11 protein-coding genes are annotated in these 15,895 nt (G+C 55.8%); 7 read left to right on the top strand and 4 right to left on the bottom strand.

Going from position 1 to position 15,895, the window contains the following annotated elements; genetic code table 11:
* Positions 1-15: 15 nt before the first annotated feature.
* The 5 genes from ACPXV9_RS11540 (at position 16) to ACPXV9_RS11520 (ending at position 9,449) form a co-directional block, all read left to right on the top strand.
* Positions 16-1,473 carry a circularly permuted type 2 ATP-grasp protein gene (locus tag ACPXV9_RS11540; RefSeq protein WP_423897159.1) on the top strand — a complete coding sequence of 486 codons (1,458 nt, stop codon included), beginning with the start codon at positions 16-18 and terminating at the stop codon, positions 1,471-1,473.
* Positions 1,470-2,432, top strand: a complete 963-nt coding sequence (locus tag ACPXV9_RS11535) for an alpha-E domain-containing protein (protein ID WP_423897158.1) — start codon at positions 1,470-1,472, stop codon at positions 2,430-2,432. Before ACPXV9_RS11540 ends, ACPXV9_RS11535 begins: the two co-directional genes overlap by 4 nt.
* A 28-nt stretch (positions 2,433-2,460) precedes the next feature.
* Positions 2,461-5,916 (top strand): DUF2126 domain-containing protein, encoded by a 3,456-nt coding sequence (locus ACPXV9_RS11530; protein WP_423897157.1) that lies wholly within the window; start codon positions 2,461-2,463, stop codon positions 5,914-5,916.
* Positions 5,917-6,012: 96 nt separating this feature from the next.
* The gene (locus ACPXV9_RS11525; RefSeq protein WP_423897155.1) at positions 6,013-8,568 is read left to right on the top strand and encodes a circularly permuted type 2 ATP-grasp protein; all 2,556 of its coding nucleotides are present in this window, start codon (positions 6,013-6,015) and stop codon (positions 8,566-8,568) included.
* Positions 8,568-9,449, top strand: coding sequence for a transglutaminase family protein (locus ACPXV9_RS11520; RefSeq protein WP_423897152.1), 882 nt, complete (start codon positions 8,568-8,570; stop codon positions 9,447-9,449). Before ACPXV9_RS11525 ends, ACPXV9_RS11520 begins: the two co-directional genes overlap by 1 nt.
* A gap of 1 nt (position 9,450) precedes the next feature.
* Here the strand turns inward: ACPXV9_RS11520 and ACPXV9_RS11515 are convergent, their stop codons facing one another.
* The 3 genes from ACPXV9_RS11515 to ACPXV9_RS11505 all read right to left on the bottom strand — a co-directional run bounded on the left by ACPXV9_RS11515 (position 9,451) and on the right by ACPXV9_RS11505 (position 12,548).
* Positions 9,451-10,677, bottom strand: coding sequence for an Nramp family divalent metal transporter (locus ACPXV9_RS11515; RefSeq protein ID WP_423897149.1), 1,227 nt, complete (start codon positions 10,675-10,677; stop codon positions 9,451-9,453).
* A 110-nt stretch (positions 10,678-10,787) separates the two neighbouring features.
* Positions 10,788-11,990 carry a PQQ-dependent sugar dehydrogenase gene (locus ACPXV9_RS11510; protein WP_423897147.1) on the bottom strand — a complete coding sequence of 401 codons (1,203 nt, stop codon included), beginning with the start codon at positions 11,988-11,990 and terminating at the stop codon, positions 10,788-10,790.
* A gap of 36 nt (positions 11,991-12,026) precedes the next feature.
* Positions 12,027-12,548, bottom strand: coding sequence for an SOUL family heme-binding protein (locus ACPXV9_RS11505; RefSeq protein ID WP_423897145.1), 522 nt, complete (start codon positions 12,546-12,548; stop codon positions 12,027-12,029).
* 228 nt (positions 12,549-12,776) lie between these two features.
* On the opposite strand from ACPXV9_RS11505, the gene ACPXV9_RS11500 reads away from it, so the two are divergent.
* On the top strand, positions 12,777-13,820 hold the full coding sequence (locus tag ACPXV9_RS11500) for a Kelch repeat-containing protein (RefSeq protein WP_423897143.1): 1,044 nt from the start codon (positions 12,777-12,779) through the stop codon (positions 13,818-13,820).
* Positions 13,821-13,932: 112 nt separating this feature from the next.
* Entirely contained in the window at positions 13,933-15,030 is a 1,098-nt protein-coding gene (locus ACPXV9_RS11495; protein ID WP_423897141.1) for an MBL fold metallo-hydrolase, read from the top strand.
* Between the two features lie 28 nt (positions 15,031-15,058).
* Here ACPXV9_RS11495 and ACPXV9_RS11490 read toward each other — a convergent pair whose 3' ends face one another.
* Complete coding sequence (locus tag ACPXV9_RS11490) at positions 15,059-15,826, bottom strand: class II glutamine amidotransferase (protein WP_423897138.1); 768 nt, start codon at positions 15,824-15,826, stop codon at positions 15,059-15,061.
* Positions 15,827-15,895 lie beyond the last annotated feature (69 nt).

Raw genomic sequence — 15,895 nt, 5'->3', positions numbered from 1 at the left:
TGCAGTGGCTGTAACATGAAAGACAATTGGAAAGACTATAAAGCGGGTGAGCACTACGATGAGTTGATCACTGAAAAAGGGGGCAGCCGCATGCCTGCCAGGGCGGTGGTTTCCTATCTGAAATCACTTAGCCCGCAAGACGTAGCCGCGCGAAAGCTGGCGGCTGAATCGGCCATCAAAGACATGGGGGTGTCGTTCACCGTCTACACCGAAGAGGGCAATATTGATCGCGTCTGGCCCTTCGATATCATTCCCAGAGTCATTGCCAAAAAACAATGGGATGCCGCTTCCCGAGGTCTTGAACAGCGCCTGCAGGCGCTGAATATGTTTATTGACGATCTGTATCACGATCAGAAAATCATCAAAGACGGCATCATCCCCGAGTTTGTTTTAAAGCAATCCAAAAATTACCTGAAAGAGTGTGAAGGGGTGTCGCCCCGATTTGGGGTTTGGGCTCACATCTGTGGCACCGATTTGGTGCGCGATAAAGACGGGCAGTTCTATGTGCTCGAAGACAATTTGCGGGTGCCTTCCGGTGTTTCCTACATGCTGGAAAATCGTTCGATCATGAAGCGGGTGCTGCCGGAATTGTTTGAAAAGACCGATATTGCCTCGGTTTCCGCCTACCCATCGAAACTTTATGAAACTCTGGCCTCGCTGTCGCCGCGGCGGGTTAATAGTCCGGTGGTGGTGGTACTGACTCCCGGCATATACAACTCCGCCTACTTTGAGCACGCCTTTTTGGCGCAACAAATGGGTGCAGAGCTGGTGGAGGGCAATGACCTGCTGGTGAAAGACGATTGCGTCTTTATGAAAACCATTGACGGCCTGACTCGAGTGGATGTGATTTATCGCCGCATCGATGATGAGTTCCTCGACCCGGAAGTGTTTAACCCGAAATCGGTGCTGGGTGTGCGGGGCCTGATGCGCGCCTGGAAGGCCGGTAATGTGGCACTGGCCAATGCTCCGGGAGCCGGCGTTGCCGACGACAAGGTGGTCTACGCCTATGTGCCGGATGTGATTCGCTACTACCTGGACCAGGAGCCGTTGATTCCCAATGTTGAAACCTTTCTTTGCTATGACGACAAGCAGCGCGAGTACGTGCTGGCCAATCTCGACAAGCTGGTGGTCAAACCCGCCAACGAATCCGGAGGTTACGGCATGTTGATCGGCCCGCACTCAAGCAAAAAAGAGCGCCAACACTTTGCCGAACTGATCCAAAAAAATCCCAGAAATTACATCGCCCAGCCAACCCTGTCGCTGTCAACGGCGCCGACCCTGATTGGTCAGGACTCACTAGAACCGAGGCATCTGGATTTACGCCCCTTTATCCTGCAAGCCAAGGACACCTACGTCACCACCGGTGGCTTGACGCGGGTGGCTATGAAAAAGGGCTCGCTGGTGGTCAACTCCTCCCAAGGTGGCGGCAGTAAAGATACCTGGATCGTTGATACGGAGGCGAAATCCAAATGATGCTCTCCAAAGTTGCAGAACGCGTTTACTGGACTGCCCGCTATCTGGAGCGGGTGGAAAGCACGGCCCGGCTGGTCAGCATTTACGATCAATTGCTGTTTGATTTGCCCCGCAGTGTCCAGCTGAGCTGGTACAACCTGATTACCATCAATAGCCTGCAGACGGATTTTGATGAGCGCTACAAGGTCCGCGATGAGCGCAATGTGGTCAAGTTTCTGATCGGCGATGAAAGCAATATCAGCTCGGTAGTGTCATCGCTCAAGGCCGCCCGGGAAAATATCCGCACCACCCGCGATGTGATTCCCCAGGAGACCTGGGAGTTTATCAACGAACTCAGTCTGTTCGTGCAGGACAACCTCAAGCAGGGGATTAATCGCAGCAAACGCTATGAATTTCTGGGCGAAATCATTAAGTCCTGCCAGCAAATCTTGGGGATGCTCTACGGCAATATGCCCCACGATGAAGTTTGGAGTTTTCTGCGACTTGGCCGCAACCTCGAACGCGCCGATATGACCACCCGGATTCTCGATGCCGGTGTCTCCGTCATTGCCCAGATGCAGGAGGACGACAGCGTCTACAACAGCCGTCAGATTGCCCTGGGTAATGTGTTGCGCTCACTCAATGCCGATCAGGCCTATCGCCGGTTGATGCGGCTTTCCGTTAATGGCCCGGCGGTGGTTGAATTCCTTCTGGGGCACAAGGCCTTTCCTCGCTCGATAACCCATTGCCTCAATTCCATGATTCATGCCGCCGAGCAATTGCCAAATCCCAAGCCGGTTCGCGATCACTTGTTGGGTATTCACAAGGGGTTGGAAACCAAGCCCACGGAGGTGGATGAGACCGAGGTGTTCAGTGACTTCCTCAATAATCTGCAGATCCAGTTTGCTGAGGCCAATAACCTGATCGCGCAGCACTGGTTTTCAACCGATGTTGAGCAGATCGATTATCAAGCATCCTAATTCTGTTACCGATTAACCCGAGGCCACTATGACTATCCGCGTAGCGATAGCCCACAATACCTATTACGAATTTGATCGACCGGTAAATTTATCGCCCCACACGATTCGACTGCGGCCGGCACCCCACTCGCGCACGCCGATTCACAGCTACAGCCTCAAAGTTGAACCGGAAAATCACTTTATCAACTGGCAGCAGGACGCCTTTGGCAATTTTCTGGCGAAGCTGGTGTTTCCGGAAAAAACCGAAAAACTGTCGGTGGAAGTGGAAGTACAAGCGGATATGACGGTGATCAATCCGTTCGATTTTTTCCTCGATGACTACGCCGAAGACTTTCCCTTCAAATACCCCAAGCAACTGAAAAAAGAACTGCAGCCCTACCTGGAAAAGGCCGAGCATGGGCCGCTGTTTAACAAGTTTCGCGACGCCATTTCTCTCGAGTCACGTCGCACTATTGATTTTCTGGTGGACGTCAATCAGCAGTTGGAGCAATTGATTGAATACGCCATTCGCATGGAGCCGGGTGTGCAGAAGCCCGAGGAAACTCTAGAGCTGGCGCGTGGCTCGTGCCGCGATTCGGCCTGGTTGCTGGTGCAGGTGTTTCGCCACCTGGGATTGGCGGCGCGCTTTGCCTCCGGCTATCTGGTTCAGCTTAAACCCGACGAAAAATCCCTCGATGGTCCCAGTGGGGCGGCCGAGGACTTTACCGATTTGCACGCCTGGTGCGAGGTGTTTTTGCCGGGCGCTGGTTGGGTCGGTCTGGATCCCACCTCCGGACTGTTTGCCAGCGAGGGCCATATCCCGCTGGCCTGCACCCCCGATCCGGTGTCGGCGGCCCCCATTGAGGGCTTTACCGATAAGTGCGAAGTGGCATTCCGCCACGAGAATGACATCGCCCGGATTCTGGAAGACCCGCGCGTCACCAAACCCTACAGCGACGACGAGTGGCTGGATGTGGTTGCCCTGGGGGACAAGGTCGATGAGGATTTGCAGGCCCTGGATGTGCGCCTGACCATGGGCGGTGAGCCCACCTTTGTTTCTATTGATGATATGGAATCGGAGCAGTGGAATACCGGAGCACTGGGCGACGACAAGCTCAGCCTCTCGAAAACCCTGTTGCTGCGCTTGCGCGACCACTTTGCCCCCAATGGCCTGCTGCACTATGGTCAGGGTAAATGGTACCCGGGCGAAGAGGTGCCGCGCTGGGCGCTGGGGGTGTTTTGGCGCAAAGACAATGAGCCTTTCTGGAAGGAGCCAAAATTACTGGCGCGAGTGGACAAGGACTATGGCCACGATATTCGCACCGCCAAAAAGTTTTCCAAAAAGCTGGCTAAAGTACTCGATTTACCCAAGCAGTATGTGCAGCCCGCCTATGAAGATTCGCTCTACTATCTGTTGCAGGAGCGACGGCTGCCCACCAATATCGACAACGCCATTGCCAAGGCCAAATCGGCAACCGAGCGAGCGCGTCTGGCCAGTATTCTCGAGCGCCAGGGGCTGAAAAATCCCACCGGCTATCTGTTGCCCATTGAATGGAATCCGGTGGCCAGCACCTGGAACACCTGCCTGTGGCAAACCCGGCGCGACCGCCTGACCCTGATCCCTGGCGATTCGCCCATGGGTCTGCGGCTGCCCTTAAACGATTTGCCCTATTCGGCGGAAACCGAAATCCCCTCAATGCAGGATCCATTTGAAGACCGGGCACCGCTGCAAAAGCCCTCGGCGATTACCTTTCCGGCTTCTCCTGTTGTACCGGTAGAGATAGCACCGGTAGAGATAGTACCCGTAGAGATACTACCGGTAGAACCCGATATGCAGGGTAAGACCGCAGATAAACAAAAAGAAGCCAGCAAGGATACAGAAAAAGGTGCTGAAGCTGGTGTGCAACAATTATCGCGCCCGGTAATTCGCACCACCCTGTGTATCGAACCTCGAGAAGGTCGGCTGCATATTTTTATGCCGCCGGTCTACAGCCTGGAAAACTACGTCGAGTTGATCGCCGCCGTGGAGTCAGTGGCCAAACAACTGGATACCCCGGTGATTATTGAAGGCTATGAGCCGCCCCGCGACCCGCGCCTGCAAAAACTGCTGGTGACACCGGATCCGGGAGTGATCGAGGTGAATATTCACCCGGCCGACAGCTGGCGCGAGATGGTTCGCAATATGACGGAACTCTACACCGCGGCGCGGGAGTCGCGATTGGCCACCGAGAAATTTATGCTCGATGGTCGTCACACCGGCACCGGTGGCGGCAATCACATTACTCTCGGTGGCAAGACACCCGCCGATAGCCCCATGCTGCGGCGACCGGATTTGTTACGCAGCCTGGTGACCTTCTGGCAGCACCATCCCAGTCTGTCCTATGTGTTTTCCGGCGCCTTTGTCGGTCCCACCAGTCAGGCCCCGCGAGCTGATGAGGGGCGCGATGAAATGCTCTACGAGATGGAAACCGCGTTCCAGCAGATGCCCGAGGGCCTGGCCGACCAGCCTTGGCTGATTGACCGGCTGATGCGCAACCTGTTGATCGACATCACCGGTAACACCCATCGCTCCGAATTCTGTATCGACAAGCTCTACTCCCCCGATGGTGCCGCCGGCCGCTTGGGCATTCTTGAATTTCGCGGATTTGAAATGCCGCCACACAGTCGCATGGCGCTGGTACAGGCACTGCTGATTCGCACATTGGTCGCCCGCTTCTGGAAAGAGCCCTACAACAAGCCACTGGTTCGCTGGGGCACCCAGCTGCACGATCGCTTTATGCTGCCCCATTATCTGTGGCAGGACATGAAAGAGGTGGTTCAGGATCTCAACGATCACGGCTACCCCTTCAAGGCCGAGTGGTTGCTGCCCTTCGAAGAATTCCGTTTCCCTCACTATGGCCGCACCCGGCTGGACGATATCGAGATCGAACTGCGCTGGGCGGTTGAGCCCTGGCACGTGCTGGGCGAGGAGAGCGGCAGCTTTGGTACGGCTCGCTATGTGGATTCCTCGGTTGAGCGGTTGCAGGTGAAAGTCAGTGGCATGACCGAGGGACGCTATGTGCTGGCGTGCAATGGTCGGCGCGTGCCACTGGCCAATACCGGCCGTCAGGGCGAGAGCGTCGCTGGGGTGCGCTACAAGGCCTGGGCACCGCCCTCGGGCCTGCATCCGACCATTGATGTTCACACGCCGCTGGTGTTTGACCTTATCGATACCTGGAACGGCCGCTCTATCGGTGGCTGCAGTTACCACGTCTCTCACCCGGGTGGCCGCAGCTACGAGACCTTCCCGGTCAACGCCTTTGAGGCTGAGTCGCGCCGGGGTAACCGCTTCGATACCCTCTCGCACACAGCCGGACCATACACAGCCAAGCCAGAGGTGGATGCCTTGCGGGAGTTTTTCCCCAATTCGCAAGAGCCGCGGCCGATGGCACCGCCACCGGAGGAGTCGCCTGATGAATATCCCCACACCCTCGATCTGCGGCGCCAACCCAACTGGACCGGCTGATCAAGCGTTTTAATGCCATGGAGGGCGTGACATAATTGCCGCTTTGCGCGGTTGTTGTTCGCGCCCACGCATCCCTCATCTGAACGTTACTGCCCCATGAATGATACACAGCCTGCCAACGACCCTATTGTTCCGGGCGATTTGCACTATACCGGTCGCCCCGGCTTTATGGATGAGACCCTGACTTCGGCGGGCGAGGTCAAGCCCGAATGGGTCTATCTGATGGATGCGCTTCGGGCCATGGGGCCAGAGCTTTTTGCCCATCGCACCGACAAGGCACGGCGAATACTGCGCGACGACGGCGCCACCTACAATATCTACAACGATTTGGCCAAGCCGGCGCGCACCTGGGATCTGGATCTGGTGCCCTTCCTGATTCGCAGCGAAGACTGGGTTGAGATTGAATCCGGTTTGCTGGAGCGCTCGGAGCTGTTTAACCTGCTCTACAAAGACATCTATGGGCCGCGCAACCTGATTCGTCAGGGGGTGATCCCACCCGAAGCGCTGTTTGCCCACAGCGGTTTTTTAAGGGCGTGCCAGGGGATTGATACCGGCAGTGGCCAAAGCCTGGTCATGCATTCTGTTGATCTGGTTCGTGGGCCGGGTGGCAGACCCTGTGTGCTGACCGATCGCATCCAGTCACCCAGTGGCTCGGGTTATGCGCTGGAAAATCGTACGGTAATGTCGCGGGTATTGCCCAGTCTGTTCCGGGACAGTCACGTGCATCGGTTGGCCGGTTATTTTCAATCGCTGCGACGTACTCTGGTGTCCCTGTCGCCCCAGCAGGATAACCCGCGCATCGTGGTACTGACGCCCGGTAGCCACAACGAGACCTATTTTGAGCACGCCTACATCGCCAACTATCTGGGCTTTCATCTGGTGCAAAGCGGCGATCTGATCGTCAAGAATGGCTACGTCTGGATGAAATCACTGGATGGCCTCAGTCGCGTCGATGTGATTATGCGTCGGGTGGACGACAGCTATTGTGATCCGGTGGAGCTGCGTGGTGACTCCTATCTGGGCGTGCCCAGCCTGCTGGAAGTAATCCGTGCCGGGCGGGTGGCCATCGCCAATCCGCTGGGTGTCGGCATTCTCGAAAATCCGGTGTTTTTGAAGTATCTGCCGGCCATTTCCCAGTCGTTGCTGGGACGCGATCTGCGTATGGCCTCGGTAGATACCTATTGGTGCTTTGACTCCGAGGATATGGAATACATTCAGGACAATCTGACCAGTCTGGTGATCAAAAACATCGACAGAAACAGTCGTGAATTGAGTGTTGCCGTCAACGAACTGGAGCCCAAGGCGGTTGAGCAACTGCGCAAAAAACTGCAGCAAAATCCCGTGTCCTATGTGGCTCAACCCCTGCTTAACGCCACCCGGCAGCCCACCTTTGTGGATGGCGAGTTACAGCCCCGACCATCGATTCTACGCACCTTTGCCGTGGCCAGTGAGGGCTCCTATTCGGTGCTGCCCGGTGGCCTGACCAGAGTGGGCGCGGAAGATAACTCGTTCCTGATTGCCAGTCAGATGGGGGCCAAGAGCAAGGACACCTGGGTGATTGCCTCCGAGCCCGAGCGAGTGATCTCCAATCAGGATGGTGACGATGTGCCGGCCCGTGAGGCGGACCTGATCAGCTTGCCCAGTCGTGTGGTTGAGAACATGTTCTGGATGGGGCGCTACGCCGAGCGGGCGGAAGCGTCACTGAGAATATTGCGCACGGTGTTTATGTTGCTCAATGGCGAAGAGCCCCTGTCCGATCGGTGCAAGCGGATTCTGTTGCAGGCCGTGACCGAAATTACCGTGACCCAGCCGGGCTTTGTCGATGCCAGCGACGAGATGATCCAGTCTCCGGAAGAGGAATTGTTGCTGGTGGTCAAAGATGGCGATCGTGTCGGCAGTGTGCGCTCGACGCTCAATGCCATGCTGTTCTGCGCCGATGAATCCAAAGAGTTGTTGTCGTCCGATACCCTGCGGGTGATCAACGATATCCGCGATGCCCTCAATGAGTTGGATACTGCCCTGTCGGGTGGTCTGTCCTCGGCACCTGAGGAGGCGCTAGATCCCCTGGTGACTGCCTTGATGGCGCTGTCGGGTCTTGCCAAGGAGAGTATGGTGCGTGACTTTGGCTGGCGCTTTATGGATACCGGGCGGCGTCTCGAACGCAGTCTGCAGACCACCACCCTGGTTAAAAACCTGTTAACGCCGGAAGTGAGCGCCAGTGAACAGAGCGTCTTGATCAGCGCCATGTTGCTGTCGCTGGAGGCCTTGATCAGCTATCGCCGGCGCTACCGCGCGAAATTGGGGGTGCAGTCCAGCCTTGATCTGGTGCTGCTCGATACCAGTAACCCCCGCTCGCTGTTGTATCAGTTGGAGACACTCAAAGAACACATCGGTGCTCTGCCAAAACCCTCGGACTTGCGGCACGAGTTAACCGCCGAAGAGCGGGCCATCCTCGAGGCGGAAACCAGTCTCAAGCTGACCTTTCTGACCGACCTGAGTTCACGGGAGGAGGGCCGCCGCAAGGAGCTTGAGGAGTCGTTGGACAGGATTGCCAACTTGCTGGAGTGTCTGAGTAACTTTATCAGCGATAAATTCTTTGACCACCGGGAAGTCTCGCAGCAGTTGGTTAAGGGTGCCTGGGGGGACAGTTGATGCGCTACAAAATCCGTCATATCACCGAGTACCTCTACGCTGATCGCGTCAGTCACTGCTATAACGTCGCCCATATGATCCCCCGCAACAGCCACCGACAGACTTGTCTGCACAACCGAGTGACGGTCAATCCGGCGACGGCGGTGGCCAGCAAGCGTCAAGATTACTTCGGTAATACCGCCTACCATTTCGAGATTCAGCGCGCCCACAATAAACTGGTGATTACCGCTGAAAGTGAAGTGGAAACGGCCATGCAACAGGCCAGCGATGCTCTGGATTTTGGCGTTACCTGCCGCGAGGCCTCGCTGGAGCTGGGCCATTCCAAAGATCCGCAAATCCTGCTTTCCCGGGAATTTCTGTTTGACTCGCCCATGGTGCGGATATCGGAAGATATTCGCGCTTACGCCGAAGCTTCGTTCGATCAGGACAAATCGCTGTTGGCAGCGGTGATGGATCTTACCAGTCGCATCTACCGCGACTTTGACTATTCACCGGAAGCCACCGATGTGGCCACGCCTCTGGAAGACGCTTTTGCCGAACGTCGAGGGGTCTGTCAGGATTTTGCCCATGTTCAAATCGCCTGTTTGCGGGCCATGGGTTTTCCGGCCATCTACGTATCCGGTTATCTGGAAACTCTGCCACCGCCGGGTAAAGAAAAACTGATTGGCGCCGATGCCACCCACGCCTGGATCGCGGTATTTTCCCCTCGCGAAGGCTGGGTTGAATTCGACCCCACCAACAATTCGCTGGCCTCGGACCAGCACATTGTCACCGCCTGGGGAAGAGACTATATGGATGTGACACCGCTCAAGGGCGTGATCTATGGCGGTGGTAGCGAACCGATTCTGAATGTTTCGGTGGATGTCAGCAGACAGGAATAAATCACAAGGTGGTCTTCAGTTTTTGAATCAAAAGTACCACAAACAAACTGAGCGCTGTGATCAGCAGGGCATTACTCCAAAAGCCGTTTTTATTGCCGTTAATCCAGGCGATTTTGTTGTTCATATACAACAGCGTGGCGGCCAGAAACGGCATAAAAAAGGCGCCGGCGACCGCGTAGGTGATGGCCAGCCAGATGGGTTTTTCATAAAACAGCAGCAGGTAGGGTGGCAGTGCCATAAAGCCCAGCCAGACGTAGTAGGCTTTGGATTGGTTGAGGTCGTCCAGAGCGCCTGGTTCTGACGCTACCGGCTTGCCCTGATGCTGACGATAAAAATCCGCGAACAGATAGGGCACACCCTGCCAGACCCCCAGCATGGAGCTGAATACCGCGCCCCAGAAACCAATCAGGAACAACAGGCCGAACTCGTCGCCCAGAGTTGCTTTTAATTGTTCCGCCAACGCCAGCAATACGCCGGTGCCCTTGGCCATTTCCGGTTGGACACTGGCGGCCAGCAGAATGATCAACACCCCAAACAGTGCGGTGATGCCATAGGCGCACCACAGATCGACGCGCATGCTGCTGATGTCGTCCGGGCAGTCCCATTGTTTTTCCCGCAGCCAGTAGCCATAGCACATCAGGGTAACGCTGCCGCCGACGCCGCCAATCACCCCAAGAATCAATTTCAGCGAGTTGTCCGGGGTGTTGGGAATCAGGCCCGCGGCGATCCGTTGCCAGTCCAGCGGCAGATTGATCACCGCCAGCAGTACGGTGATAAACATCAGGCCGATAAACAGTTTCATCAGATTTTCAAACAGACTGTAGCGACCGTAGAGAATCATGAGCACCGCCAGCAGCGAATGCAAAATGGCCCATTGATTGACACTCAATTGCGGAAACAGGGCATTGGCTGCCAAGCCACAGGCTGCCATCAGCGCCGCGCCCACCAGAAAGGACCAGATGCCCAGATAGGCAACGAAATAGTATTGCACCCAGCGCGGTAAGCGCTGCATCCAGCCTTCCAGTAGCGTGGTGCCAGTCTGCAATTGCCATCGGGCCAATGCTTCGTTCAACGCGCCTTTTAACAGTGCGCCCAGTAACACCGCCCACAAGAGCGCGGTTTGAAATTCGATGCCGGCTACCGTGGCAGCAATCAAGTCTCCCGCACCCAAACCGGTGGCGGCAATCACAAAACCGGGGCCGATTTTGTCCAGAAACGTTTTCTTCATAAAGGATTTTGTGCGGATATGGCTCAATAGGAGCAGCGTTATTGTGCACCGATAGTAGCGGTTTCAGTCGCTGGATTTCAAATGGATTCCAACTGGAATGTGGCTGGCGGTTATTGGTTATTGTGCTTGGGCACCACTTTGAAAATACCGCTGCCATCGGTGCCCACGTAGAGATAGCCATCGGGGCCCAGCGTCAGACTGCGCACCCGGCCGATGCCTTCGAACAGCTTGCTGTGGCCAACCACCCGATCGCCCTCCAGCGCCAACATGATCAGGTAATTGAATTTGAGTGAGCCGGCAATAAGGTTGCCCTGCCATTCGGGGTAGCGATCACTGGTCATAAACACCATGCCCGAAGGGGCAATGGACGGGGTCCAGACCCACTCCGGTTGCTGCATCCCGGGGCGAGAGGTCTCGTCGGTAATCTTGGTGCCAATGTAGTTGATGCCGTAAGTGACCACGGGCCAGCCATAGTTGGCGCCCGGGCGAATGATGTTGATTTCATCGCCACCACGAGGGCCGTGTTCGTGTATCCAGATATCCCCTGTGACCGGGTGCGTGGCCATCCCTTGCGGGTTGCGGTGACCGTAGGAGTAGATTGAGCTGCGGGCGTTGGCCTGCTGCGCAAACGGGTTGTCTGCCGGGATGCTACCGTCAGGGTGGATGCGATGGATCTTGCCGGCATCGAAGTTCAGGTCCTGGGGGTACTTGTCTCGATCACCCCGGTCGCCAATGCTGAAAAACAGATGGCCCGCGCGATCGAAAGCCAGACGGGAGCCATAGTGTTTACTGGCGCGGGTATTGGGTGTTCCGTCGAACAGCAGCTGCTGGTTGGTCAGCGTCAGGCCATCGAGCCGGGCACGCATAATGGAGGTGTTGGCGCCGGCCCCTTTGCCTTCGCTACCGGCATAGGAAAAATAGAGCCAGCCGTTATTGCGGTAATCCGGATCTTTGATGATATCCAGCAGGCCACCCTGACCCCGACTGTGGACTTCGGGTAATCCCGAAATGGTGGTAGGCACAAGCCTGCCGTCATCGATCAGGTGAAGTTCGCCCTTGCGATTGGTTACCAGCAGTCGCTTGTCATCCAGCCAGGTCATGCCCCAGGGGATGGTGATGCCTTTGGCAAACAGCTGGTAATCATAATGCTGTTCGGATTCGGCGGTGTGTATGTCGGGGATAGAGGGGGCGCTGGCCATGGCCGGTAATGCCAACAGTGTAGAAATCATGGCCATTAGAAATAGCAGGTGGTGTTGGCCAAAGTGCCACACAGAAACCTCGTTGGGATCGGTTGCAGGGTTCTTTGGCAACATAATTTCACCTGTGTGTGATGGTATGACTGGCCTGAATTATTGCGGTTTTGCAACCGGGATCAGGACTTCATTGCGACGCAGTGCCGGCAGTGAAGAAGGTGGATCGTAACCGGCAATAATGGGGTTGCCGGCGGGCTGATAGTTTCTGTCATTGATCCATTGTGTCAGCTGGTCCATATGAGTGGCAATGTTGTCCGGTTGCAAGCGACCGTTAAAACGAATGACTGCCGCATGATAGTTTTCAATGCGTTCAACCGTCACATCCGGGTTAGTCGGTTGTGGTGTGGTTGCCAGAGTGAAGTCGGCGGGTAATACAAACGACATTTTTTCACTTCTGGCCGGGTCCATAAACACCGGTGCTGTCATGGGAATGTCGAGCTGGTCACTGTTGTTGCCTGTGATGTAAGCGAACAGCATGCGAAAAGGGGTCTCGGAATTTTTATCCTGAGAGTTCATCGGGGCGCTGACCAGCAACAGCTCCGGGTAATGCCGGAGTTCAAAATTGTCTTCGGATTCGAGCAGGGTAAAGGGGGCGTGTTCAATGGTGTATTTTGCCAAGCTGCAACCTGTCGTCAGTAGTAATGTGGATAGCAGAAAAAGTGAGGAAATTATGCGCGTGTGCATTAATCTTGATCTCAAGGTCTCGATTGATAGTGTCTGTTAGTGAATCAGTAGCAAGCCGGCAGTCATGACTTGTTAGCAATTTGTACGTAAAAAGCCACGGCGCTGGATGACAGTATTAATCTGTGAATGACATTACCGACGCGGACTGCGGATAAAAAGATTATGGATCGTAGACACTACCTGAAAACGCTGGCAACCATGGCCGCCTTGCCGTGGTTGCCCTGGGCGGCACCTGTCGGTTCAACGCCAGCCAAGTCGCCGGGTGTATATCGACAGGGTGAGCCACTGCCTCAGGTGTTGCAGGAAATTTATCCGGCCCTGTTCAAACATCATCTGGTCATTGCCGGCGGTTTTTCCGGTTTTGGCCCGCTGCCCTTTCCGGTGGCAGCCAGCCATTGGTTTGATCTGGCCGGCAACCAATGGCGAACCGGACCGGAGCTGCCGCACCGGTTACATCACCCCTACCTAGTGGCGCATCAGGACCAACTCTGGGCGCTGGGAGGCTACCGATTCAGCTATCTCAAACCATGGCAGATGCAATCGGCGAGCTATGTACTCAATGGCTTTGATGATCATTGGCAGGCCGCCGTACCACTGCCCGGGCGCCGGGCTGAATTTGCCGCCGGATCGACAAAGGCGGGCCTGATTGTCACCGCCGGGCGCAAACCCAGGGACGCCGGCAGCGATGGTGCCAACGGTCGCTACGAGGATCACACCAACGCGGCCGACACCTGGCTCTGGGATGGAGAACGCTGGCAAACGGGCGCCCCCATTCCGCTGGCCCGCAACAGTGTGGGTACGGCGGTGGTGGATGATCGCCTGCATGTGATTGGCGGACGCCGTGTCACCGCCGGGGCGACTCAACAGAATTGCACCGATCACCATGTTTACGACCCTCAAAGCGATCGCTGGGACAGCAGGGCGCCACTGCCACTGGCTCAGGCCGGATGTGCCGCAGCGGCATTGGATGGCAGCATCTATCTGTTCGGTGGTGAGGTCTTTACCGAGCCCAAGCGGGTGTTTGCCAATGCCTGGCGCTACGACACACAGCAGGATCGCTGGCAGGCGCTGGAGGATTTGCCATTGCCAGTGCACGGCCATGGCGCTGTGGCCGCTGTCGATGCCATTCATCTTCTGGGTGGCGGTGAAGAAGTCAGCGCCGGTCAGACCTCGGATCAGCACACGCTGTTTATACCCGGGGATTAATGGCGGGCCACTGGCCGTAATAATCTTTGCAGGAGTTTGCGAAAATTAAACATTCGCGGTGGCTGCTGCGTATACACTTTTATGTCAGTGTTATTGTGAAACGGAATCCGCCATGAAATTCATCACCGTCAGTGCTCTTTGTCTCTCTGTGCTGTTGATTGTCGCCTGCGCTTATCAGCCACGGGAGCAATGGGTCAGCGATCAGTATCGTGATGGCGTGTTCCACAATCTCGAACCCTATGAGCAGGACTTTGGTGTCACCAAAACCCTGACCATCATTCAGCGATTCTTTTTTACCGAACATGCAGACACCGAACCCTTTGGCCTGATCCCGGTGGACGAAATCAATGTCGATGCGTTTATGGCCGGGGATGAAGACCGTCTGGTGCGTTTGGGGCACTCTACGGTATTGATGAAACTCAATAACCAATACTGGCTGACCGATCCCATTTTCAGTCAGCGCGCCAGTCCGCTGCAATGGGTGGGCCCCGAGCGATTTCATCAACCGCCGATCCGTCTCGAAGAGTTGCCCGATCTGACCGGGGTGTTGATCAGCCACGACCACTACGATCATCTCGACGAAGGCACAATACGTCGCCTCCATCCCAAGGTGTCCCATTTTTATGTACCTTTGGGTGTCGCCAAATATTTGCGCCAGTGGGGGGTTCCCGACGACAAGATTTCAGAATTTGATTGGTGGCAACAGGCGACTGTTGGCGATACCGCGATTGTTTCAACGCCTTCCAATCATTTCTCCGGCCGCAGTCTGTTTAACCGCAATGGCACCCTGTGGACCTCCTGGGTGATCGACAGCGGCAAGCGCAAAATCTATTTCTCCGGTGACTCGGGTTACTTCGCAGGTTTTAAAGAAATTGGTGAAAAGTTTGGGCCCTTTGATGTCACCATCATGGAAAACGGCGCATACAACCCCGACTGGCGTGGTTCCCATTTGTTTCCCGATGAGACGATTGCGGCCCACCGGGATTTAAATGGTCGGGCCCTGTTGCCGGTGCACAACAGCACTTTCAAGTTGGCATTTCACCCTTGGTATGATCCGTTGCAGGCTACTTCCAAGATGGCGGATCAAACGGGCGTTGATCTGAAAACACCGAAAATTGGTGAGGTCTGGACGCTGGCCGATCAGACCAATTTCTCCCGGTGGTGGCAGGTATTGATGCCGGGTGAGAAATCCGGGACAGACAACAACTAGATTGGCAACTCTTATAGATGGGCAACCCTTAGACGGGCAGTCCCTCGACAAAGGTCGCCATTTCACCGGGGGCCAGCCGGGTCCAAGTTTCGTCCTGAGTCAGTGGCTCGGTGGCAATGACCGTCACCACATCGTTGGGGGTGGTTTCCTTGACGAAGTCCACGGTGATGTCGCAATCGGAAAGGCTGGCTTCACCAAAGGGTGCCCGGCGGGTAATCCAGGCCAACTTGGTGGAGCAATAGGCCATCAGATGTTGTGATTCACTGAGAAGCATATTGAATACACCCAGCTCGCGCAGTTCTTCGCAGCGGGCATGGATAAATTCAGAGACGGGCGTAAAGTCGTCGGGGCGTACGGGAAAGGCGGCGCGCAGTTCGCCCAGCAGCCAGCAAAACGCGTATTCGCTGTCGGTGTTGCCCACCGGTTGATAGAATCGCAGTGGCTTATCGAACAGCCGGGCATTGAGCTGGCCATTGTGGGCGTAGGTCCAGATCAGACCCCAGAGCTCGCGCTGAAACGGATGGGTGTTTTCCAGACAGACGTCACCGACATTGGCCTGGCGAATGTGACTGATGACGACATGACTTTTGATTGGATGGTCTTTGATAAGGTTGGCTATTTTGGAATCGACACTGGGATTGGGGTCGTGAAAACAGCGCGCGCCCTTGCCCTCGTAAAAGGCAATGCCCCAGCCATCGCGATGAGGGCCGGTGCCGCCCCCGCGCTGCATCAATCCGGCAAAGGAAAAACAAATGTCTGTGGGTACGTTGGCGCTCATGCCCAATAATTCACACATCTGAACCACGGCTCCCTATGACTGTATTCGCTGTAGCTGGTAATTCTGATCAAAGTCGCAAAACAGCGT

Origin of the sequence: Candidatus Pelagadaptatus aseana, from assembly GCF_040362265.1 — a bacterium.
Taxonomy (GTDB): Bacteria; Pseudomonadota; Gammaproteobacteria; order Pseudomonadales; family Cellvibrionaceae; genus Pelagadaptatus; species Pelagadaptatus aseana.
This window is presented reverse-complemented; position numbering and strand designations above follow the sequence as displayed.